This window comes from Clostridium minihomine, assembly GCF_900240385.1.
Taxonomy (GTDB): domain Bacteria; phylum Bacillota; class Clostridia; order Oscillospirales; family Acutalibacteraceae; genus Faecalispora; species Faecalispora minihomine.
Map to the genome: position 1 here is coordinate 362,685 of NZ_OEQH01000002.1, position 21,522 is coordinate 384,206.

Sequence of the window (21,522 nt, forward strand, 5' to 3'; positions counted from 1 at the left end):
AGGCAGAGCCTTGGCAAGTCTTTGCCTACTTTCTTCTTGAAAGAAAGTAGGGGCCCGCCCCGGCCTGAGGGGCGAGGTAGTGAAAGAAGAATGTCCTTAGAAAAATAGCCATGCTAATGGCACAAAAAGATTTTTCAGTTCAGGATAATATGCCGCACTCTTTAATAGAAAAAAGCAGTAAATGTATATTGACTTTTTGTCGGCCAAATAATATTATAATTATACGCCGACAAAAAGTGAGGTGAGTGAATGTCGGAGAAAAAGATAGGACGTCCACCATCAGATAATCCTTTGTCCGAACGAATCTATTTGCGGGTAGATAAAAAGACCATAGCCAAGCTGGATTCTTGTGCAGAAAAGCTTAACACGACCCGTTCTGATGTTGTTAGACAAGGAATTGATATGGTGAATGATTTCCTTGAGAAAAAATGAAAGGAAGCGGCGCAACTCGCTAAAGTCAATCGCCACTTCCCACCAATCCCGACAGATGCCCGAAGGCAACTACGGTGTAAATAGTTTACCATGCACCGCAGTTTCTTTCAAGGCTCTGCTGGGCAACAAACATATATCAAATAAACCAAATATGGTCTAAAAAGGATAACAACATCCTATTAAAAAGCTTGACTTTTGTAGCTATATTAATGTATTATTATATTGTCGCTACAAAAGGAGGTGAGTGTATCAGCGAAAAGAGTAAAATGGGGCGACCAACAGATAACCCCAAGGCAACCATGTTTCGGGTTCGGCTGGATGATGAGAGCATAGAAAAACTCAATGAATCAGCAGAAAGCCTGAATACCACAAAATCGGAAATCGTCCGTAAGGGGATTGACCTTGTTCACAAAAGCCTCAAAAAATGAAAGGAAGCGGCGCATCCCACTACAGATAACCGCCACTTCCCACCAACCCGACAGATACCCGAAGGCAACTACGGTGTAAATAGTTTACCATACACCGCGATTCCTTTCAAGGCTCTGTCGGGTAACACATACCGAATTCAGAAAGGAACGTGTCATTATGATTATTCGACAGCTAAAACCAGAAAAGTATGAACAGCTTTATCGGCAACTAATTCAAAGCGCCCAACCAGAGCTTTTGTCGGCCAGCTACACAGTGGAGCTTTTTATCAATCACACAGAATATCAGCTGAAACTTCAACCAGAAAGCCATTGCCGTCTGGCGGCTTTGCAGGCTTTGCGTATCTGCCGCAATGGCGATACCCCTGAATTTGAACTGATTACCAAAGGCAATCTATTATCTTCATTATTAGAAATTTGGGTGGATCAAGGTTTAAAATCGGCATAGGTTTTCTTTTAAAAAAGCGCTGTCCGAACAATCGGACAGCGCTTTTTCAGCGGAATTTTCCCGCAGATTAATTCTGATTTTCCCGGATAAACTGTGCCATTTTCAGATCTTCCCGCTTGATGTGATTCACCAGCCAGCCGCCAATTGCCGTATTGACTTTCGCCACCAGCGCGATATTGGCACCGTTCTGGCTCAGCTCTTGCTGAAGCTCGCGGATAATCTTCTTGTATTCTTCGTGGTATTTATGGTGCTGTTCATACCCGGGATATCCGTACTGCTTTTGCAACTTTTCTTCATCTGAAAAATGCTTATCCACATATTTGCTTAAAAAATCCAGTGTCTTCCCAATTTCTGCACGCCCCTGCCCTTTTGAGCAGGCATCCAGCAACGCATTGATTGCATCAAACAGCTGTTGGTGCTGGGAATCGATCATACTGTTACTGGTAATTAAGTCTTTTGTTAATGTATACGCCATTCATACCACTCCTTTTTACTAAGCGCAGGCCAAATGCCGCGCGGTGTAAAACTTCCTGTTCCCCTGTTACTGCAAAGCCTTGGTGAGCAGCGGAAGAATCTCATACAGATCCCCCACAATTCCGTAATCGGCATTGAGGAAAATCGGTGCCTGAGGATCGTTGTTGATTGCGATAATGGTTCCTGCGTCAGCAATTCCGCGCAAGTGCTGAATCGCACCGGAAATACCCACTGCTACATACAAAGAGCCATGGAATCTTTGACCGGAAATGCCCACATAGTGATCCAGCGGCAGCCATTTTCTTTCTTCTGCCACAGGGCGGGATGCGCCGACCTGAGCACCCAAAGCCTTTGCCAAAGCCTCTGCCAAAGCCAAGTCTTCTTTGGCCTTTAATCCCTGCCCTACACTGACCACGCGGTCTGCTTTAGAAAGCTGCAAATCCGGATCTGCCGGTGCACTGGCCTTTAAGGTTTCTGCCGAAATCTGGCTCAAAAGAGCTTTGACTTTCTCTTCTGCGGTGCCGTCCTGAATCAGAACCCCTTTGCGCGGGCCGGTCTGCCCTGCCAATTTAGAAGCCCCTGCTGCGGGAGCCGCCGCGGGCTTTGCTTCGGCGGGTTTTTTCTTTGCTTTTCCCAGCAAAGCAGACGAAATAACCAAACGCTGAATTTCGTTGGTGCCCTCATAAATAGTACAAATTTTCGCATCGCGATACATGCGTTCCACTTCAAAGCCCTTAATATAGCCAGAGCCGCCAAAGATCTGAACCGCATCGTTTACCACTTCTAAGCCAATGTCAGAAGCATACTGCTTTGCCATGGCAGAGTCGGTTCCATAAGGCAAATGACTGTCTTTCAACTGCGCAGCATGATAAACCAAAAGGCGGGCTGCCTGCAATTTGGTAGCCATATCCGCCAGTTTAAAGGCAACCGCCTGCTGACGAGAGATGGGGGCCCCAAACTGGACTCTTTCTTTCGAGTATTCCAGTGCCTTTTCAAAAGCACCCTGAGCAATTCCCAATGCCTGAGCCGCAATGCCAATGCGTCCGCCTTCCAGCGTCTGCATCGCAATTTTAAAGCCCTGACCCTCTTGCCCCAACAGGTTCTCTTTCGGAACCATCACATCGCGGAAAATCAGTTCCGCAGTGGCAGAGGAACGAATTCCCATTTTATTATAATGAGTACCGAAAGTAAATCCCTTCCAGCCCTTCTCAACGATAAACGCACTGATGCCCTTGGTGCCGATGCCGGGGGTGGTCACCGCAAACACAATATAGGTATCCGCAAAATCCGCATTGGTGATAAACACCTTGGAACCATTCAAAATATAATGATCCCCGTCCAGAACAGCAGTGGTCTGTGTGCCGCCCGCATCGCTGCCCGCCTCAGATTCCGTCAAGCCAAAAGCGCCCAGCTTTTCACCGGATGCCAACGGCTTTAAGTACTTTTGTTTTTGCTCTTCAGTGCCAAAAGCATAAATGGGCCAGCTGCCCAAAGAAACATGCGCCGATAAAATAACGCCGGTTCCGCCGTCTACCCGAGAAAGCTCTTCCACCGCCAGCACATAGCTTTGGGTGTCAAGCCCCATTCCGCCGTATTCTTTGGGGAAAGGAACCCCCATAATGCCCATTTGGCCTAATTCCTCTACTATCTTCACCGGAAATTCATTGTTCTGATCCAGCTGAAAGGCAATCGGTGCCAGCTTTTCTTCTGCGAAGCCCCGCACCTGCTGCCGAATTTTTTCTTGTTGTTCTGTTAGTTGCAATCCCATTCTTCTCAAATCCCCTTTCTTTTTTGCGTTATCCCGCCCTTAATTTAAATTTCTGCCTTCCACAGCCCATGCTGGTTGCAGTAAGCATAAACGACCGAACGGGCCGCCGGCTGTTCCGTCAAGACAAAATTGCAGGGGTTCCCTTCACAATTGGGAACAATCTCATCGTTTTCCCCCACAAAAAGCTCTTGCTGCTCATCAAAAGGATGATACGAAAATTCTGCCTCGGGCTTATCCCCGGGACGCAGCCGAACAGATTCCATGTGATTGCCTTCCTGCAAGGCGATCCACTGGATGTAATGCTCTTGGGTCATGGGATGTTCCACAGCACCTATCGCAACCTTCAACCGATTGTTTGAGACACTTAACACGGGAACATGCTCTTCTTGCCCGCTGCCTGTTTCTTTTGCCGAAAGCTGTTCCATGGGTTCGTTACAGCAATGCAATAAAGCTTTACCAGTGCTGATAAGCACCGCTAAATTATTACAAGTATCACAATGATAAAAACCAGTCGACTTCATAGTACCACTCCTTTTCTGATAATAAACCGGAACGATTGCCTATGCTAACCGCACCGCCGCAATTCGGCCGGCGCATAGCCAAAGGATAAATCCCCATCCAATCATCTGTGAGGAATTTTTTCCCAAGGATATAGTCCCATCTTATCCCTTTTTTATAGAATACGCAAGTGGTTTTCGCGATTTTATCGAAAAAAATAATAATTGTTATCAATTTGTTCACAAACAAAAAAACAGCATCCCGCTTTGTGAAATTCGGGATGCTGTTTTCATTGGGCAGCGAAAAACCCCCGGCTCTGTCATCCGGGGGTTTTTCGCTTTTTATGAGGTCACAAAGCCTCCGCGCGACCAGAGGCGGACAAAATCAAATGTACTTACTTTACGCCATATAAAAGCTCGCCGTAAGTGGGGAAAGGCCAATATTTTCTGCCCACCACAAGTTCCAGCTGATCCGCAGCAGTGCGGGCTGCCACCATGCGGGACAGGACTTCGTCACGGTAATATTCGGCTTCTACCAAAACATTGGCAAAGCTTTCGGCATTGTCTACACTGTTCTGCAGTTCCTGGGTCACCGCATACAGTTTTTCAGACAGTTCGGTCAGCTTTTTAATCTGTTCGCATTCCAAATCGCAGCTGATTTTCAGCTTCTGCTTGTGAATGGCCTGAACGCTCAAATCTCCGGTATAAGAACTGACTGCGGGCAGAATGTCCTTGCGAATCATCTCTAGCATGGTCAGTGCTTCAATTCGAACCTGCTTGGAATACTGCTCCAGAATAATCTCATAACGGGAGCGAAGTTCCGTTTCAGAAAGAACACCGTGCTTCTCAAACATTTCCACATTCTCTTTGCGGACATAGTAAGGCAGGACTTCCGGCGTTGTTTTCAGGTTTAACAGGCCGCGGCGCTTGGCTTCCTGCACCCATTCTTCGGAATAGTTGTTTCCGTTGAATACAATGCGCCCGTGTTCCTTTATGGTACGGCGAATCAATTCATTCAATGCTTCGTGGAAATTTTCCGCCTTTTCCAGCTCATCGGCAAACCCGCACAGTGCATCTGCAATCATGGTGTTCAGCATGATGTTCACACAGGCGATGGAGCTCGAAGAACCCTGCATCCGGAATTCAAATTTATTCCCGGTAAACGCCATGGGAGAAGTACGGTTCCGGTCAGTGGAATCTTTGCGGATGGGGGGCAGCACATCAACACCGATTTTCATAAAGGTGCAGCCTTTGCCGGTGCATTCCGTGCCCTGTTCAATGGCATCCAGCACGCTTTCCAGCTCTTCGCCCACAAAAATGGATACGATGGCCGGGGGCGCTTCGTGCCCGCCCAAACGGTGATCGTTTCCGGCATCTGCCACAGCAATGCGCATCAAGTCCTGATGCTCGTCAACGGCTTTGATAATCGCAACCAAGAACAGCAGGAACTGGGCATTCTCTTTGGGGGAATCACCGGGCTCCAACAGGTTCACACCGGTGTTGGTGGAAATCGAATAGTTGTTGTGCTTTCCGCTGCCATTTACCCGCGCAAAGGGTTTTTCATGCAGCAGGCAAGTCAGCCCATGGCGGGCCGCCACCTTTTTCATCACTTCCATGGTCAGCTGATTCTGATCCGTAGAAACATTACAGGGGGCAAAAATGGGGGCCATTTCGTGCTGTGCAGGTGCTACCTCATTATGCTTGGTTTTGCTCAGGATTCCCAGCTTCCACAGCTCTTCATCCATCTCTTTCATAAAGTCGATAACAGATGCTTTTAGCTCGCCAAAATAATGGTCTTCCAGTTCCTGACCCTTGGGCGGCTTTGCCCCGAACAGAGTGCGCCCGGTATACACCAGATCCTCTCTCTTGCGGAACAATTTTTCCGGAACCAGAAAATATTCCTGCTCCGGCCCAACGGTAACGGTGGTGCTGGCTACCTCTGGGTTTCCAAACAGTCTGAGAATCCGCATGGCCTGCTTATTCAGCGCAGACATCGAGCGAAGCAGCGGCGCTTTTTTATCCAGCGCTTCGCCGCCATAAGAACAGAATGCGGTGGGAATGTACAAAGAGCCATCCTTTAAAAAGGCGTCGGATGTGGGATCCCATGCGGTATAGCCGCGGGCTTCAAAGGTAGCGCGAATTCCGCCATTGGGGAAGCTGGAAGCATCCGGTTCACCCTGAATCAGTTCTTTGCCTGAAAATTCCATAATCACTTTTCCGGCACCGGCCGGGCTGATAAAGCAGTCGTGCTTTCCAGCGGTGATTCCGGTCATGGGTTGGAACCAATGGGTAAAATGTGTCGCGCCTTTCTCTATGGCCCAATTCTTCATGGCGTTTGCTACTACATCCGCTACTTGGGCGTCAAGGGGAATCCCCTCTTGTCTTGTTTTCATTAATGCCTTGAACGTATCCTTAGGCAATCTTTCCTTCATTACGGTTTCATTAAAAACCAAGCTGCCAAAATACTCCGGAATCTTGCTCATACAGCTTCCTCCTTTGGGTTTTTAAATACAAAAAAGGCGCTGTAGGTTACATGACCTACAGCGCCCTTACTGTTTTCACGTTTGTAATTATAGCAAAATCGAGTTTCAATGTCAATGGATTTAAAAATTTTCGGCGGGTTGCGAGATTTCTTTTTATACTATTCGAAATTTTCTGAAAAGGTTCCACAAAAGAAACTGAGTTTTCTGCGCAAAGAAACAAAAATTGGATCAGAAGCCTTTGTTCAGAAAAAATTTCACACAAGCGGTTTACTTCCCCCCAAAAATCAACTACAATAAAGACGAATTTTTCCATCGCCTGAAACACGGCCCAAAAAACAGTAAAAATTCACAACAGAACTTTTACGGCTCACGGCCGATTCTGCCGGTGGCCGTACTCACAAATCATCAGCTCTGCCTCAGGCATGGCTGATTTCCTTTGTTTTTATCACTTTTTTAGAAAGCTGGATGCTCATGAAACTCGCTTTTGCAAACCAAAGCGTTGAAAGCCGCCGCGATATGATTTTACACAACAGCATTTCGAAAACGCTGATGCTCTTGGCCATGCCCTCACTGATGATGGGTCTGGTGCAGTCCATGATGCCGCTGTCTGACGGATTGTTCATCAACAATGTGGCAGGCCCTTATGTGGCCAGCGCCGTTACTTATTGTCAGCCGATTCTGAACATGGTGGTCGCTCTTTCTCAGGGATTGGGGGCAGCCGGCATGGCGGTTATCGGGCAGCTGAACGGGCAGGGGAATTTTGAGAAGGGCCGTCGGGTTTCTTCCCAACTGATTCTGCTGGCTTTCGCCATGGGAATTCTGGTCATTCCCGTCATGGCGATTTTGGCCTTCCCCATCTCTGCCATTGTGACCTCTGAAATATCGGATATTGTGTGGTTGTATCTAACCCTCAACGCCTTTGCCCTTCCCTTTTATTTTATGGAGGCGGTTTACAATGCAGTAAAAAACGCCAACGGAAAGCCCGAGGCCACGTTTTTCCGGATGCTTTTGCTGCTGTTTTTAAAGATTCTGTTTAACTATCTGTTTATCTACCAACTTCTTTGGGGAATTGTCGGTTGCGTCCTTTCCTCGTTTTTGTCCAATGTGATTGTATGTCTGATTATGTTTTATGAGCTTTTCTGTTCCAAATCCCCGGAAAAGCTGGACTGGCCCGGCCTGAAGCTAGACCGGGAAGTTACCGCCGATCTTTTGCGGATTGGCCTGCCCACCATGTTGTCTAACGTGATGCTGAATTTGGGTTTTTACCTAATTAACAACGAGGTGCAAAAATACGGGGCCATTGTGTTAAACGGCCAGGGAATTGCCAGCAATATCACCACCATTTGCTTTGCCATGACCGGGGCTTTCGGCCCCACCGTCACCACCATGGTCAGCATGAACATCGGTGCCGGGCAAAAAGAACGAGCAAAAAAGGCCATGTGGGCAGCCTGCGGTTTCAGCACTTTGACCGCCGCAGTGCTGATTTCGATGATTGTTCCCTTTATCGGGCCGCTGACCCGCCTGTTCACCCGCAACCCGCAGGTGCTTGAGGTTGCCAGCAGTTCTTTGCACATTTACATTTATTCGGTCATCGGTTTCGGAATCTGCATGGTGCAGCAGGGGGCTTTTATCGGACTTGGAAAAACCAGAGTTCCCCTTATCATCAGCATCCTTCGGGTCTGGTTTTTACGCTATCTGTTTATTTTGGTCACCGAACCGTATCTGGGCGTATTTTCTGTGTTCTGGGGTCACCTGTTTTCAAACCTGATGGCCGCAGTCATCATAACGCTTATCATTCTTCGAACACAGTGGGTTTCTGTTCTTTCTGCCCAAACCCACCCAGCACCGGAAAAAACAGAATAAAAATGCCCGGGGACTTTCCAAATGGAAAATACCCGGGCTATATTTTATCCAAAATTGATTGAAACTCAAGAATGCAGCTGCGCCACCGCTTTTTCTTCCATTCTGGCACGAGCCGATTCCCGAATTAAACTTTTACGCAGAACATCCAGACGAAACCGATTGTATCTTTGAATACAGGCAAATGGAAGATTGCCCAACAAAATAAGAAATGAGAAAAAACCGCCCACCGAAAGGGACGGATTTAAAACAATCACCACAACTGCACAAAGGCAGTTTTTCAGGTGCATCCATTCACCACGGCAGGTTTCCATTCGAAATTCATCCAGATATTCAATCGAAATCTTTTTAAGATTCTTTTTAGAAAAACCTTCTTTTCCAATGTGCTGAGGCACACTGTCTTTCCACAAATGGATCTTTAAATAAGTACGGTACCATTTGCCGTTTTGTTCCCATCCAAATGCCTGATAACGACTTTTTGACGGATCAAACATCTGGCGCGGCAGCTTGATACAAGCAAAAAACACAATACAATGCCACACGGTGATAACCATAATATTCCACATCACCAGATGCAGCAAAGTTTCATTTTTTATCATAATAATTCCTTCCCCAAGTACTGCAAATCAACACTTCATTCTTTGTCATAATAACTTTTTTTTCGCCGAAATTTGTTAATAAACCATGAACGCACCGCAACAACCCCGCCTGTTTCCTGTTTGTTGCGGCACGGATCCCTTTGTGTTAGAATAAGAAAAAATACGAATTTGCAAGCAAAAGAGCAAACCTATCAAATTCGAAAGGGCGTTCTTAATGAAAAAACGGCTGCTTCTTTCTATGATTGTATGTTTTTTTGTGATTGGTTATCACTCCAGTGCTTTTGCCGCCTCTCAAAGTTATTTTTCTGTATCGGCCGTACAGGCCGCCGCTTATCCGGGCGAAACCATTCGAATGCAGCTTTCTGCCAATTCGGACAACTTGTCTGAAACAGATATTATTGCTGCGTTTCGCATGATTCTGACCTATGACAATTCGAAGCTGAATTTTGTAAAGACGGAAACCACTGCCCAAATACAAAGCGGAGCATTTCAATATTATTCGGACGGGCAAACGGTCACCGGTGTTTATGCCTGTGACGGAATCTCTGCTCCGCGCCTGCGCGGCTCTTGTCTTACCTTTGTCTTTTCTGTACCCGAGGATGCGGCGCCGGGAAAAACAGAAATCGGCGTTCAAATCGATCAGTCGGCAGACTGGTCAGAAAAGCTAATCCCGCAATATGACACAAACCAAATAATAGGGGTATCGATCAAACCGGCTTTATCGCAGGATGCCCAGCTGACTGATTTAGTGCCTTCCACCGGAAAACTGCATCCTGCCTTTTCACCGGACATCGCCGAATATACGCTAAGAGTTGGGTCTTCGGTCAGTTCCGTCCAATTTCAGGCAGATCCCGCCAGCGGAGCATCTGCCAGAATCAGCCGCAGAACGCTTTTGCGAGCCGGAGAAACCACTGAGATCGTGATTACTGTCACCGCTCAGGATAAAAAGGCCAAGTCCCAGTACCTGATCAATGTAATTCGGGCACAGGCACCCGTTTCTTCCGGTGATGATCCAAAATTGCCAGAGCCCGGCAGTTCTTCTATAAAACCGCAAAAAGATTCCAGCAGCAAAACCACATCTTCCGGCACAAAACAGGCTGCTGCTGCGGCAAAAAGTACCGCTTCTTCCAAAAGCACAAAAACGACCTCCCGAAAAGCCGCGTCTTCAAAACCGTCTGCCGCAAAAACATCTTCCTCCAAAAAAGCTTCTGAAAAGACATCCGCAGAAGCCCCCACCCCCCAGCAAGACAATGTTAATGCCATTGCCCCGGCGGGAGAACGCAACCTGTATATTATGGGCGGTCAGTCCGATGCCGTTCCTCAATGGATTCTGGCGGGCTGCGTTATGATTCTGACTGGATTCGCAGTAGCCGGACATTGGAAAAACCGGAAGAAAAAGTAACAGGGGACAGTAAAAAACACAAACCAAAAGAAGGAGGGGAAAGTTTTTTCCCCTCCTTCTTTTATATTATGATATTGCATTTGGATTCCTGTATTTTTCGCATACAAAGACCAACCGGTGTGCTGCTTTCTAAAAGTTTCGGTATAGCACACCAAGGTTCAAAAACGGTAATACGATTTTTGGGTTCACTCGATCCCGATTGAATTCTTTCCCTTTTGCGGCAAACGGCAAAAGAAAGTTTCCCACAAAGAGCAACATTTGTCTGCCATGCAAACCAGAACAGATTCCCGGTATCGGGGACGTTTCCAGGTCAGCGGCCACATGTGTTTTACAATAATATCCCGCTCTAAATCATTGAGCGAAAATAGCCGCTCCGCGTTTTTCAGAGCCGTATAAGGATGCGTAAAACCGTGCAGCCCTGTGCGATCCTGTTTTTCGTGCCAGTCATACAGAAAAAAATCATGCAGCAGCGCACCCCGAACTAAACTTGGTACATCTGCCCGCACCCCCAGCCGCCGGCAAACAAGAAAGCTAAGCTCTGCTACCGCTATGCTGTGTTCCAAACAACTGACAGAGCCATGCTGAACAAACTGTTCCATTTCCAGCACCTGAGGATGAGCCAAAAGCGGCTCTGCATGCTGTCTGAACAATTCTTGCTCCTGCTCTGTCAGCTTAAGACGCAGGCTTTTGGCGCGCCCCGGCAACGACTGTTTTCTTTGCTGCATACGCAATCTGTCACCACCTGTTCCAAATACCGTGTTTCCACTTTCTTGTTGTTTGCATCGAATAAAAAGGATTATTTTCCTTCCTTCACAAGGTTTACCAAAGCATTCAGCAGCACTGTCAAACGCTTTTTGGTTTCTTCGTCCAACAAATTGCCGTTCTCATCAAATTTTTCCCCGGCCATTCCGATAAAAACCTCGGGGCGATTTAAAAGCTTTAAGTTCAGCGCAACACCAAACTGGCGCAGATGATACTGCACCCGCGCTCCCCCAAGCTGACTGCTGGACACACTGAACAACGCGGTGGGTTTTCCGGCCAAGGGGGCCGATTTATCCCGGGACGCCCAGTCCAAAGCGTTTTTCAGCACAGGAGGAATCGAGTAGTTATACTCCGGGGTGGCGATCAGCAAAGCGTCAGCCTGAGCGATTTTCTCTTTAAACTCGGTTACCGCCGCAGGCAGTTCGCCGCCTTCCAAATCCTGATTGAAAAATGGAATTGCGGATAAATCCAGAATTTCCAGCTCTGCCCCCTGGGGCACAAGCGTTTGGGCAGCTTCGAGTGCCCCCTTGTTGTAAGAAGCTTTGCGAAGGCTGCCTGTCAAGCCAACAATTTTAATCGTATTCATATAAAATGCTCCTTTCTGTTTCCCGGTATGTTCTTCACACGCCTAAATATATTATTGTAAAAGATATCCCGTCATTGACATAGAGCCCATCAGGCATTCCGAATTAAACACCGTCAGCTGATCCGCCTCTTGGGCTGCACCCAGAACATACAAAAGCGGATAAAAATGATCCGGTGTGGGAAAAGCCAGTTTGGCCGAAGCGCCTGCCTTTTCGTAATCCACCACATCCTGATATTTCTGTTGTTCTATTTTCATTCGGATATAGCTGTCAAATTCCTCTGCCCAAGAAAACCCGCTTTCCTGCTGCCAGCTGATTCTTGCCAGATTATGTACCACATTTCCGCTGCCCATAATCATAATCCCCTCATCGCGCAGCGAAGAAAGTTCCCGGCCGATTTGAAAATGCATGTGAGCCGGTGCGGTTCCATCCACACTGAGCTGCACCACGGGAATGTCCGCTTCGGGAAACATTCGGCTTAAAACCGACCACGCACCGTGATCCAACCCCCAGCTGTTGTCCACCTGAACCGGAACCGAAAGCAGCTTTGCCGTATTCAGAGCCAATTCCGGCGAACCGGGACAAGGATATTTGACCCGATACAGTTCTTCTGGGAATCCGTACATGTCATAGACCATTCGGGGAGTTTTTTCGTTCGTGATTCTGGTTCCATGGGTGTACCAATGGGCCGACACCATTAAAATGGCCTTGGGGCGGGGCAGCTGCTGCCCGATTTCTTCCCACTTTTTTGTGTAACTGTTGCTTTCTACCGCATTCATTGGGGAGCCATGTCCCACAAACAGTGCGGGCATCCGTTCTGACATATTTTCCCTCCTAACAGGCATGATCCCTTTCACCCGTTTTCACCCTTATTATATACTGATTATTTTTGGAAAACCACTGTGATTCCAAACAGTTTTTTACCTTCCACTTCCCTTTGATTTGATGCTTTCTGTTACCATTCCCGGGAATGTAACTAAATCACGATACATTTTCATAAAAAAATGATATACTAGAAAAGAATAGCAAATGAATTGGAGAAGGAGAGGCACATCAATGGCAAACATAGTGATTGTTGGCAGAGGGCCCGCAGGGATATCTGCCGCGCTTTACACCCTGCGCGCCGGAATTTCCACAACGGTGATTGGAAAAGACAACGGAACTCTCGGAAAAGTGGATAAGATTGAAAATTACTATGGCTTTCCCGATCCGATTTCCGGCAGTAATCTGGTGCAGACCGGAATCGAGCAGGCCAAACGCCTGGGAGCGGATTTTGTGGAAGACGAAGTAGTGGGCATCTCTTATGATGGACGCCTGATTGTCAAAACCACCGGCGGAGAATACCCGGCCGACGCTTTGATTTTAGCCACCGGTTCCACCCGGTCTGCCCCCCGCATCAAAGGATTACAGGAATTAGAAGGTCACGGAGTCAGCTACTGCGCGGTTTGCGACGGTTTTTTCTATCGCGGCAAAGAAGTCGCTGTTCTGGGCAACGGGGACTATGCGATTCATGAAGCGCTGGAGCTGTTAAATACCTCTAAATCTGTGACAGTATTGACCAACGGCAAAAAAATGCTGGCCTCGGTTCCCGAAGGAATTCAACTTTGCACCAAAGAAATTCATTCTTTGGATGGAGATCCGGTGCTCAATCAGGTTCGATTCCAAGATGGTTCTTCCCTGAACGCCGAAGGGGTGTTCGTTGCCATGGGTGTGGCCGGAAGCACCGACTTGGCCCGTAAACTGGGGGCAGAGGTAGATAACAATAAAATTGTGGTGGATGAGAATATGTCCACCAATATTCCGGGGCTTTATGCCGCCGGGGACTGCACAGGCGGCCTGCTTCAGATTGCCAAAGCAGTGTATGAAGGCGCAAAGGCAGGCACAGAAGCGATTAAATTCGTTCGTGCCGCAGCTAAGGCCGCAAAGGTCTAGGCCTTGCCATCTAAAGCCCAATAAAGCAAATAAAAAAAGACTGTCAGGCCGAAGATTCGGCTTGACGGTCTTTTTGATTGTAGCATAATTATTCTATTTTTAAAATCAGGCTGTCGATATCCACATCATTTTCGATCATGCCGTTTTCTTTCATAAAGCGTTCGGTATTTTTCATAGAGGTAATATCCGCTTCGGTAATCTTTGTGCTGAAATCATACATCGGGTACATTTCTTTCACCGCACTGATGTCCAGTTCGGTTTCTTTTGCGGCGATCTCTAAAATCTCTTCGGGGTTCTCTTCGATATACGTTTGAATCTGATCCTGAGCCTCCATAAAACGCTTGACTAAAAGGGGATTCTTGTCATAGAACGATTGGCTGGTAGCCACAACGATGGTTGCATCCACCAAATCTTTGCCGGTGGTCACCACTTGATACCCGTCTTTTTCCATGTTATAAGCTACAGGGCCTGCCAGAAGCGCGCAGTCCATCGTGCCCCCGGCCAGCGCCGCCTGAGAATCCGGAATCGTCATGGACAAAAACTCCACATCCTTTTCGGTCAGCCCTGCCGTCGCCAGATAAGACACCATCAGCTCATGCAGAATGGTTCCCTTGGGCCCGGCGATTTTCTTACCCTTTAAATCTGCTGCGGAAGAAATCGCGCTGTCTTTTCCGGCAAAAAGGCGGAATGCTTCGGGAGAACGGCTGTAAGTATTCAAAATTTTAATATCTGCCCCATTGGAAGCAGACAGGATAACCGAAGTGGCACCCACCGCGTACAAAAACTGGATGTCGCCGGAGGCCAGCGCCTGAGTCTGCTCCGGCCCTGCGGTCAGATTGGAATACTCCACAGGTAAGCTATATTCCGCAAACGCCTCGGTAAAGATGCCCTTTTCTTTTTCTACAATAGAAGGAACGTTCAGCGGCGATTTTACATAAGTCACGCCGATTTTATCTACAGTAAATTCCGCAGTCACAGAAGATGCAGGCTGAGAAGAACCGACCTGATTCTGGGTGCCTGTGCCGCAGCCGGTTAAAGAAGCTGCCGCAATCACTGCGGACAGCAAAACAGATAGAACTCGTTTCATATTCCTTACTCCTTTTGTTGTTTGATGGCCGCAAGAATACTTTTTTTCATCTCAATCATCTGAGGAGAAAGAAGATCCCGCGGATAAGCATACTCGGACAGATGATATTCCTGCGCTGCACCACCTTGATTCAGAATCAAAATTTTCTGTCCAATTAAAAGCGCTTCGTCAATGCTATGCGTAACAAAAACAATGCACTTTTTTTGCAGGGAATAAATTTGGATCAATTCGTTCTGCATGGCCTCGCGTGTAAAATGATCCAGTGCCGCAAAAGGCTCATCCATTAAAATCAGTTTCGGGTCATAGGCTAGGGCCCTTGCCAGCGCGGCCCGCTGCTGCATTCCGCCCGAAAGCTGCGAGGGGTATGCCTTGTGAAACCCTGTGAGCCCTGTCAGCTCTAACAGCCGATGGATCGCTTCGGCATCCGGTTTTTTTACCCCAAAGGTGATATTCTTCCAGACCGTCAGCCACGGCATCAGGCGCGGCTCTTGAAATACCATTCCGATTTTCCCCTGAGCCGGCACGGTGACCTGCCCGCTGTCCCACGGCTCAAACCCGGCTAAAATCCGCAGAAGTGTGGTTTTGCCGCAGCCGCTTTTCCCCAGAATCACAGTGATACTCTGCTGGGGAAACTCTGCGGTCAGCCCATGAAGCACCGGCAGCCAACGGCCGGCCACTTCAAAGCTTTTATACAGATTTTCCACTTTAGCTCCAGCTATCGCCAACACCCCCATGCAGTGCTTTTTTAATGGCCAGCGAAAACAGACGGTCACACAGATATCCCACAATTCCAATGACGAAAATTCCCACAATCACCTTGTCCGACCGGGACATCTGCTGGGCATCCAAAATGAGATAGCCCAATCCGCTGGCGGCAGCAATCATCTCGGCGCCGATAATCGCGCGCCAGCTGTAGCCAAGCCCCACACGCATCCCCACCAAAACATCCGGCAAAGCGCTGGGCAGCAGAATGCGCCAAAAAATCTGCCCTTCGGTAAAATTCAGGGAATGCCCCACCTCAATCAGCTTGGAGTCACAGGAAGCCAACCCTTTTTTAATGTTTAAAAACATCGGGAAAAAGGAGGCCAGCACAATGATAATGATTTTAGAGGTTTCCCCGATTCCAAACCAAAGAATCAAAAGGGCAATCAGGCTAAGGGGCGGCACATTACGCAAAAACTCCACAATATGGTTGTAATACACCGCAGATTTGGGTCGCAGGCCCGCCAGAACACCCAACAAAAACGCCAACACAAAGGCAATGGAAAATCCCGTCAGAACCCGGCCCAAACTGACCAGAATATGCTTTAGAAGAACACCGGTCTGTGCCATGTTCCAACCGGCAAAAAACACCCGCTGGGGACTGGGAAGAACATATTCGCTCCAAATTCCCGCAGATGCCGCTGCCTGCCAAAGCGCCAGTAAAACAGCCAGCGGCAAAATGGCCTTTAACTTATCTTTCATGTTTTGGCCCCCTGTACCCCGTCGCCCCGGTGGCAGCCGCCGGCACAATATAACAGCTCCAGCAGCCGCTCTCTTCCCCGGGCGGATTCGCCGGAAAAATAGCGGTCAATTTTATCCCGGCTGTCCAGCACTTGAATCACATCGCCGAACTCTTGAAAAAACCCCGGTGGAATCGGACTTTCCTCCAGATCTTTTTTTCTAAGGGAAATCCCAGCTTTAGCCGCCAGTTCTAAAAAAGTACAAAACTCAGTTTCAGGCAGTTTTAGCCCGGCGCCCAATTCTTTCAGTGATTGGCAGGGCGTGGTGATGATCAGCGTCCCCTGCCCTGAAAATTCCCGCTGCAATTCTCTGGCGCAATGCAGCAAAATCGGCTCAATCGCGGGGTATTCCAAAAAATCCGGAGCATACCGTTCCTTTATGTAAGCCACGGCCAGGGGACATCGCACATCTGCCACACAGCCATTTGCGCCGCGAACCGCCTGCCGGTATTTTTCCCGGACAGCGGCGATGTGATCCACCTGGCACTCCACCGGTTCAAACCCTTTTTTAATCAGTTGTTCCAGCAATTGCGGCCCTCCATACATGGCCATTGATACCGGATTGAGCCAAACAAATTGTTTCACCGCCTATGCCTCCTAAAATCGTTAGGGTTAACTAACTAAAAGTATAACAAACCAATTCTTTCCTGTCAACTTTCTGTCAAACATTTAAATTTCATGAAAAATCCAGCTGGGCACACGTTTTTCTTAACAAGAGCCCCTCGTACCAATGATGAGTTTTCAACGAAATTCAGCCAAGAATAATTTTAAATCCGTTCATGAATTCCAGGTTGTATTTTTTTCCCCTTTTGTGCTATGATAAATTCAATTTGTGTTTAGAAACTTTTATCGACCGGAGGCTTTTAATTTATGAGTACATCATCCAACAAACAGGGTAGATATTTGGCACTTTCCGCCGCCGTTGTGTTGTGTTTTTCTGTATTAACCACCAATGTTTTTGCAACCACTGGGGAGATGCCGCCGGCCGGAGCCAACATCACCACCGGACAAACCGGGGTAGATCCTGTACCCAGTGATGTGGAACCACCGCCACCCAGCAGCGAAACTCCCAGTCAAACCGATCCGGAAACGCCTTCCTCTTCTGTTGAGCCTTCGGAACCGGAAACACCATCCAGCAGTGTTTCCGAGCCAAATGAGGAACCCAGCAGTTCCGTCAGTTCTAAAAAGCCGCAAAACAATAATAACCAAAGCCGGCAGCCCTCTTCTTCTAAAAGCACTCCGGTAGCACCGCCCAAAGGTGTGGCTTCTGTTTCGGAAGACAGCCGAAAGCCCACCGATTTTAGCAACGAAGATTTAAACGGCTTGCTTTCCGGCTCTGCCAGCAGTCTGCCCAGCACGGATGGATTTCTGCGGGAAGAAGACAGCAACAGCAGTTCCGGCGGTATTTCCAGCCTGTTTTTAGGCGGTATTGCTCTGATTCTTCTTGGTCTGGCTGGTGTGTTACTGTTCGTTTATCGGCAGTTCATCGTGCGCAAACGGCGCCCGTCTACTGCTACCGGCCCGCTGCCCGCCATCTCAACTTTACCGGTAAAAAAAAATAATCCGCCGCAAAAGCTGAGTTCGCAAAGCACTTCCGGCACTCCGGCACCTGCACCTCAACCTCAACCGAAACCTGAAGCACAAGCACCGGAAACACCCAAAGCAGACGCCGATTCTGCGCAATTGCCTTCCGGTCAATTTACCGATATCAGCTCGGGCAGAACCCCCGGCCCGGATCGGGATGGTTTTGACTGGGATAAGTTCTTTAAGAACATTCCTTCGGACGACTCTGACCCAAATCGACCATAAAATTGCATAATTTTGGTTTTATTTATGACCAATTCATGAACAATTTGTAAAAACTATGGCATTTTGCTTTACCTTTTGAACCTTTTCGGTTAAACTAATTACAATTCTGTTACATTAATGAATGAATTTTAACCATTACCGAAAAGATATTCCAAGAGGAGAATCTTAATATGAGAAAAACACTTTCAGCCCTGCTGCTTGTGTGTGCCTTCAGTTTTTCCCTGGTCGGCTGCTCTGGCAGAAGCTCCAGCTCGTCGCCCACGGATCCGTCCTGGAACACCATACGCTCGAAAGACACGCTTGTGGTAGGTGTGGAAGAAAATTTTGAACCCCTGTCTTTTTATGACAAAGAAGGCAACTTGACGGGGTTTGCTGTGGAAACTGCCCGGGAAGTAGGAAAAGAACTGGGCGTAGCAGTAGAGTTTAAGACAATCCAGCCCTGCAGTGCTCAGGATTCCTTGAGCAACGGTGAAATTGATTGCTTCTGGAGCAATTACAGCAAAGCCACACAAGATAGCGAAGCTGCCAACCTAACCTTTGGTTATATGAAAAGCAGTCAGGTGATTTTCGCTTTGGCAGACGCCCCCCTTAATAATCTGGCAGATTTAAAAGGCCAGAGGGTCGGCGTGAAAGAAGGTTCCGGCGGCCAAAAAGCCGTGGAAGCTTCTACCACATTCAAAAGCTGTTTAGGGGAACTGGGAACCTATCGGGATTATGTTCAGGCAAAAACTTCTTTGGATAACAAGAAAATCAGCGCCGTTATTATGGACGAGGTGTCTGCTGAATATTATTTGAAACAATCCCCCGAGCGGTACCGTATTCTTGGCAAAAACTCAAACGAACCCCCGGAAACACTGGAAACCGGTGACTATTCTGTTGCTTTCCGGCAATCCGATGAAAGCTTAACCTTGAAGATTCAGGAAGCCCTCAACGAGCTTTCAGATGACGGAACCATCACAAAGCTTTCGAAAAAATGGTTTGGGACAGACCTGTCCTCTGCATCCTCTTCGTTATAACGAAAAAAGGACAAGCCTTTGCTCATCATGCATCTCTCAAGCCGTCGGTTTGTTGAAACCGGCGGCTTTTTTATTTTGCCCCAGCCAGAAAAGAATGGAGGGAACCATATGACAATCCACAGCGTTTTGAAAAAGCATTTTGGGTACGATCACTTCCGCAGCGGGCAGGAACAGCTGATTGAAGCCATTCTGCAAGGCAAAGATGTGTTGGGAATTATGCCGACCGGCGCAGGGAAATCCATTTGTTTTCAGGTGCCTGCCACTTTGATGCCCGGAATAACGCTGGTGATTTCGCCGCTGATTTCACTGATGAAAGATCAGGTAGAAACGCTTTTGCAGGTTGGCATTCCGGCAGCCTTTATCAATTCATCGCTGACTTACCGGCAAACCGAGCTGGCACTTGAGAACGCGCGAAACGGTACATACAAAATTATTTATGTGGCGCCCGAGCGTCTGCTGGTGCCGGAATTTTTACAGTTTGCGCAAAGCTCCCCCATTTCTATGCTCACCGTGGATGAGGCGCACTGTATCTCGCAGTGGGGGCAGGATTTTCGGCCGAGCTATGCGCGGATTCCGGAATTTATTGCGGCTTTGCCGCAGCGCCCCGTCGTATCTGCTTTTACGGCGACTGCAACACCCCGCGTTCGCGAAGACATTGCCTCTTTGCTGCAATTGCAGAATCCGGAACAGCTGATTACAGGCTTTGACCGCGAAAATCTTTATTTTGAAGTGCAGTCACCTCAGAATAAAATGAGTGCTCTGACAGCCTTTTTAGAGAATAAAAAAGAGAAAAGCGGCATCGTGTACTGCTCGACCCGATCCACGGTAGAATCGGTCTGTGATGCGCTCAATGACAAGGGGTTCTCCGCTTCGCGCTATCACGCGGGGCTCTCTGACCGGGAACGCCGCAAGAATCAAGATGACTTTTTATATGACCGTGTTCAAATTATGGTGGCCACCAATGCGTTTGGAATGGGAATTGACAAATCAAACGTATCTTTTGTGGTGCATTACAATATGCCAAAAGACATCGAAAGCTATTATCAGGAAGCCGGACGGGCCGGGCGGGACGGCAGCTTGGCCGACTGCCTTTTGCTTTACAGCAAACAGGATTACGGCATGAACTTATGGATGATTGAAAATGCGAAAAAATCGGAATCCTCTGACCCCGACACCGAAGAACTCATAAAAGAACGAGATAAAAAGCGCCTTCGGGACATGACCTTCTATTGTAACACCGGCAGTTGCCTGCGTGGATTCATCCTAAAATACTTCGGAGAAAAACCGCCCCAGCACTGCAACAATTGCGGCAATTGCCACACAAAACTTGAAACGATAGACATCACTATAGACGCACAAAAGATTCTTTCTTGCGTCGCCCGTATGAGAGGGCATTACGGCGCCGATGTGGTAGCGGATGTGCTGCTGGGTCAGCCAAGCGAAACCATATCGGAACTGGGGCTGGAAAAGCTTTCAACCTATGGGATTTGGGATAAAGACCGCCATGCGCTGGACACCACCATCGAATACCTGCTGCAAATGGATTGTCTGGTCAAAAATTCTAACGCTGCTTTAGGGCTGGGCCCGGCGGCAAAGGAAGTGTTAACCGGCGGTACAACACTGCATCGAAAGGTGGAGCAAGAAACGCTTCCGACACCGGATGCCAAAGATCCCGGCTCTGCCGCTTTATCTGCTTTGGATCAGCAGCTGCTTTCCAAACTGACCCAGCTTCGCCAGCAAATTGCTGGCTCACAAAACGTACCGGCTTATGTGGTCTTCTCTAACCAAACGCTTTCGGATATGTGCCGGCAAAAGCCGCTGACACAACGGCAGTTTTTACAGATTTCCGGTGTGGGCGAAATGAAGCTGTGGCGCTATGGGAAGCCCTTTTTAGCACTGCTGCAAGAAGATGCTGTGGAACGAAAAAAGAATCCATCAGCCGATACCGATTCGGCAGACAAGCCATCTTCTTCCCGTTCCAAATCCAAACGGAAAGAAGAATCCTTGTTGCCGCTGGCCGAACTGGCGGACTCACCCGAACAAAACAATTTGCTTTCTCAAATAGCTCTTTCAGAAGAGCCAATCGGTATCAGCCAGTTTGCCAAAAGCATCAATTCCGTTTTTTCAGAACATGGCTATGAAAAAATATCCGCCATCCATTTATCCGATCGATTGCTGGCGGCGGGATTGTTACAGATTCCCCCGCAAAGTGAAACACAAAACAAAGAGCCCACCCAACTGGGTGAAAAAGTGGGAATGATTCAAGAGGAACGTTCCAAACCAGATGGAACCACTTATCGGATTAATCTTTATCCACCCCATTTACAGCGTTTGATTGTGAATCACTTGCCCTCCCTTTTTAAAGGAACAGCCATAGAATGGGAAAAAGCCGATAAAGCAGGAGCTTTCACCGGCTAATCATCCCGTTTTCTGTGGGGGGAT

Annotated in this window: 20 protein-coding genes; 8 read left to right on the forward strand and 12 right to left on the reverse strand. The window is 48.0% G+C overall.

Annotated elements, in window-relative coordinates; translation table 11 throughout:
• Positions 1 to 249: 249 nt before the first annotated feature.
• Together C1A02_RS05525 and C1A02_RS05535 are read left to right on the forward strand one after the other, a co-directional pair.
• Positions 250 to 432 carry a ribbon-helix-helix protein, CopG family gene (locus tag C1A02_RS05525; RefSeq protein WP_101697210.1) on the forward strand — a complete coding sequence of 61 codons (183 nt, stop codon included), beginning with the start codon at positions 250 to 252 and terminating at the stop codon, positions 430 to 432.
• Between the two features lie 585 nt (positions 433 to 1,017).
• Complete coding sequence (locus C1A02_RS05535) at positions 1,018 to 1,305, forward strand: hypothetical protein (protein ID WP_101697211.1); 288 nt, start codon at positions 1,018 to 1,020, stop codon at positions 1,303 to 1,305.
• A 67-nt stretch (positions 1,306 to 1,372) separates the two neighbouring features.
• On the opposite strand, the gene C1A02_RS05540 is transcribed toward C1A02_RS05535, so the two are convergent.
• The 4 genes from C1A02_RS05540 to C1A02_RS05560 form a co-directional block, all read right to left on the reverse strand.
• Positions 1,373 to 1,780, reverse strand: a complete 408-nt coding sequence (locus tag C1A02_RS05540; protein WP_101697212.1) for a bacteriohemerythrin — start codon at positions 1,778 to 1,780, stop codon at positions 1,373 to 1,375.
• Positions 1,781 to 1,846: 66 nt separating this feature from the next.
• Entirely contained in the window at positions 1,847 to 3,547 is a 1,701-nt protein-coding gene (locus tag C1A02_RS05545; RefSeq protein ID WP_101697213.1) for an acyl-CoA dehydrogenase family protein, read from the reverse strand.
• 44 nt (positions 3,548 to 3,591) lie between these two features.
• Positions 3,592 to 4,068: a desulfoferrodoxin family protein gene (locus C1A02_RS05550; RefSeq protein ID WP_101697214.1), complete on the reverse strand. Its 477-nt coding sequence runs from the start codon at positions 4,066 to 4,068 to the stop codon at positions 3,592 to 3,594.
• Between the two features lie 371 nt (positions 4,069 to 4,439).
• Positions 4,440 to 6,527 (reverse strand): glutamine synthetase III family protein, encoded by a 2,088-nt coding sequence (locus C1A02_RS05560; RefSeq protein WP_101697216.1) that lies wholly within the window; start codon positions 6,525 to 6,527, stop codon positions 4,440 to 4,442.
• A 471-nt stretch (positions 6,528 to 6,998) separates the two neighbouring features.
• Between C1A02_RS05560 and C1A02_RS05570 the strand changes: the two genes are divergently transcribed.
• Positions 6,999 to 8,390 carry an MATE family efflux transporter gene (locus tag C1A02_RS05570; protein ID WP_101697218.1) on the forward strand — a complete coding sequence of 464 codons (1,392 nt, stop codon included), beginning with the start codon at positions 6,999 to 7,001 and terminating at the stop codon, positions 8,388 to 8,390.
• A 65-nt stretch (positions 8,391 to 8,455) separates the two neighbouring features.
• On the opposite strand, the gene C1A02_RS05575 is transcribed toward C1A02_RS05570, so the two are convergent.
• Positions 8,456 to 8,986, reverse strand: coding sequence for a glycosyl-4,4'-diaponeurosporenoate acyltransferase CrtO family protein (locus tag C1A02_RS05575; protein WP_101697219.1), 531 nt, complete (start codon positions 8,984 to 8,986; stop codon positions 8,456 to 8,458).
• Positions 8,987 to 9,200: 214 nt separating this feature from the next.
• Between C1A02_RS05575 and C1A02_RS05580 the strand changes: the two genes are divergently transcribed.
• The gene (locus C1A02_RS05580; protein WP_101697220.1) at positions 9,201 to 10,388 is read left to right on the forward strand and encodes a cadherin-like beta sandwich domain-containing protein; all 1,188 of its coding nucleotides are present in this window, start codon (positions 9,201 to 9,203) and stop codon (positions 10,386 to 10,388) included.
• 185 nt (positions 10,389 to 10,573) lie between these two features.
• On the opposite strand, the gene C1A02_RS05585 is transcribed toward C1A02_RS05580, so the two are convergent.
• From C1A02_RS05585 to ygiD, 3 genes are all read right to left on the reverse strand, one after another.
• Positions 10,574 to 11,113, reverse strand: coding sequence for an HD domain-containing protein (locus C1A02_RS05585; RefSeq protein ID WP_101697221.1), 540 nt, complete (start codon positions 11,111 to 11,113; stop codon positions 10,574 to 10,576).
• A 71-nt stretch (positions 11,114 to 11,184) separates the two neighbouring features.
• Entirely contained in the window at positions 11,185 to 11,736 is a 552-nt protein-coding gene (locus tag C1A02_RS05590; RefSeq protein WP_101697222.1) for an NADPH-dependent FMN reductase, read from the reverse strand.
• Between the two features lie 51 nt (positions 11,737 to 11,787).
• Positions 11,788 to 12,558 carry a 4,5-DOPA-extradiol-dioxygenase gene (gene ygiD, locus C1A02_RS05595; protein ID WP_101697223.1) on the reverse strand — a complete coding sequence of 257 codons (771 nt, stop codon included), beginning with the start codon at positions 12,556 to 12,558 and terminating at the stop codon, positions 11,788 to 11,790.
• Between the two features lie 232 nt (positions 12,559 to 12,790).
• On the opposite strand from ygiD, the gene C1A02_RS05600 reads away from it, so the two are divergent.
• On the forward strand, positions 12,791 to 13,666 hold the full coding sequence (locus tag C1A02_RS05600) for an NAD(P)/FAD-dependent oxidoreductase (protein ID WP_101697224.1): 876 nt from the start codon (positions 12,791 to 12,793) through the stop codon (positions 13,664 to 13,666).
• Between the two features lie 88 nt (positions 13,667 to 13,754).
• Here C1A02_RS05600 and C1A02_RS05605 read toward each other — a convergent pair whose 3' ends face one another.
• Genes C1A02_RS05605 through C1A02_RS05620 form a run of 4 tightly spaced genes read right to left on the reverse strand, consistent with a single transcriptional unit; the run spans position 13,755 to position 16,840 of the window.
• Complete coding sequence (locus C1A02_RS05605) at positions 13,755 to 14,753, reverse strand: ABC transporter substrate-binding protein (protein WP_101697225.1); 999 nt, start codon at positions 14,751 to 14,753, stop codon at positions 13,755 to 13,757.
• Positions 14,754 to 14,758: 5 nt separating this feature from the next.
• Positions 14,759 to 15,457 (reverse strand): ABC transporter ATP-binding protein, encoded by a 699-nt coding sequence (locus tag C1A02_RS05610; RefSeq protein ID WP_370737788.1) that lies wholly within the window; start codon positions 15,455 to 15,457, stop codon positions 14,759 to 14,761.
• Position 15,458: 1 nt separating this feature from the next.
• Positions 15,459 to 16,217, reverse strand: coding sequence for an ABC transporter permease (locus C1A02_RS05615; RefSeq protein ID WP_101697227.1), 759 nt, complete (start codon positions 16,215 to 16,217; stop codon positions 15,459 to 15,461).
• Positions 16,214 to 16,840 (reverse strand): hypothetical protein, encoded by a 627-nt coding sequence (locus tag C1A02_RS05620; protein ID WP_101697228.1) that lies wholly within the window; start codon positions 16,838 to 16,840, stop codon positions 16,214 to 16,216. The genes C1A02_RS05615 and C1A02_RS05620 overlap by 4 nt, the downstream gene beginning before the upstream one ends.
• Before the next feature lie 285 nt (positions 16,841 to 17,125).
• On the opposite strand from C1A02_RS05620, the gene C1A02_RS05625 reads away from it, so the two are divergent.
• The 3 genes from C1A02_RS05625 to recQ all read left to right on the forward strand — a co-directional run bounded on the left by C1A02_RS05625 (position 17,126) and on the right by recQ (position 21,498).
• Positions 17,126 to 18,064, forward strand: coding sequence for a hypothetical protein (locus C1A02_RS05625; protein ID WP_101697229.1), 939 nt, complete (start codon positions 17,126 to 17,128; stop codon positions 18,062 to 18,064).
• Positions 18,065 to 18,234: 170 nt separating this feature from the next.
• Entirely contained in the window at positions 18,235 to 19,080 is an 846-nt protein-coding gene (locus C1A02_RS05630) for a transporter substrate-binding domain-containing protein (protein WP_101697230.1), read from the forward strand.
• A 108-nt stretch (positions 19,081 to 19,188) separates the two neighbouring features.
• Positions 19,189 to 21,498 (forward strand): DNA helicase RecQ, encoded by a 2,310-nt coding sequence (gene recQ / locus C1A02_RS05635; RefSeq protein WP_101697231.1) that lies wholly within the window; start codon positions 19,189 to 19,191, stop codon positions 21,496 to 21,498.
• The last annotated feature ends 24 nt before the right edge of the window (positions 21,499 to 21,522 follow it).

What these genes read in the sequence shown, in the direction of transcription:
- C1A02_RS05525 (WP_101697210.1), top strand. Translation starts at nt 250, where the DNA reads ATGTCGGAGAAAAAGATAGGACGTCCACCATCAGATAATCCTTTGTCC.
- C1A02_RS05535 (WP_101697211.1), top strand. Translation starts at nt 1,018, where the DNA reads ATGATTATTCGACAGCTAAAACCAGAAAAGTATGAACAGCTTTATCGG.
- C1A02_RS05540 (WP_101697212.1), bottom strand. Translation starts at nt 1,780, where the DNA reads ATGGCGTATACATTAACAAAAGACTTAATTACCAGTAACAGTATGATC.
- C1A02_RS05545 (WP_101697213.1), bottom strand. Translation starts at nt 3,547, where the DNA reads ATGGGATTGCAACTAACAGAACAACAAGAAAAAATTCGGCAGCAGGTG.
- C1A02_RS05550 (WP_101697214.1), bottom strand. Translation starts at nt 4,068, where the DNA reads ATGAAGTCGACTGGTTTTTATCATTGTGATACTTGTAATAATTTAGCG.
- C1A02_RS05560 (WP_101697216.1), bottom strand. Translation starts at nt 6,527, where the DNA reads ATGAGCAAGATTCCGGAGTATTTTGGCAGCTTGGTTTTTAATGAAACC.
- C1A02_RS05570 (WP_101697218.1), top strand. Translation starts at nt 6,999, where the DNA reads ATGAAACTCGCTTTTGCAAACCAAAGCGTTGAAAGCCGCCGCGATATG.
- C1A02_RS05575 (WP_101697219.1), bottom strand. Translation starts at nt 8,986, where the DNA reads ATGATAAAAAATGAAACTTTGCTGCATCTGGTGATGTGGAATATTATG.
- C1A02_RS05580 (WP_101697220.1), top strand. Translation starts at nt 9,201, where the DNA reads ATGAAAAAACGGCTGCTTCTTTCTATGATTGTATGTTTTTTTGTGATT.
- C1A02_RS05585 (WP_101697221.1), bottom strand. Translation starts at nt 11,113, where the DNA reads ATGCAGCAAAGAAAACAGTCGTTGCCGGGGCGCGCCAAAAGCCTGCGT.
- C1A02_RS05590 (WP_101697222.1), bottom strand. Translation starts at nt 11,736, where the DNA reads ATGAATACGATTAAAATTGTTGGCTTGACAGGCAGCCTTCGCAAAGCT.
- ygiD (WP_101697223.1), bottom strand. Translation starts at nt 12,558, where the DNA reads ATGTCAGAACGGATGCCCGCACTGTTTGTGGGACATGGCTCCCCAATG.
- C1A02_RS05600 (WP_101697224.1), top strand. Translation starts at nt 12,791, where the DNA reads ATGGCAAACATAGTGATTGTTGGCAGAGGGCCCGCAGGGATATCTGCC.
- C1A02_RS05605 (WP_101697225.1), bottom strand. Translation starts at nt 14,753, where the DNA reads ATGAAACGAGTTCTATCTGTTTTGCTGTCCGCAGTGATTGCGGCAGCT.
- C1A02_RS05615 (WP_101697227.1), bottom strand. Translation starts at nt 16,217, where the DNA reads ATGAAAGATAAGTTAAAGGCCATTTTGCCGCTGGCTGTTTTACTGGCG.
- C1A02_RS05625 (WP_101697229.1), top strand. Translation starts at nt 17,126, where the DNA reads ATGAGTACATCATCCAACAAACAGGGTAGATATTTGGCACTTTCCGCC.
- C1A02_RS05630 (WP_101697230.1), top strand. Translation starts at nt 18,235, where the DNA reads ATGAGAAAAACACTTTCAGCCCTGCTGCTTGTGTGTGCCTTCAGTTTT.
- recQ (WP_101697231.1), top strand. Translation starts at nt 19,189, where the DNA reads ATGACAATCCACAGCGTTTTGAAAAAGCATTTTGGGTACGATCACTTC.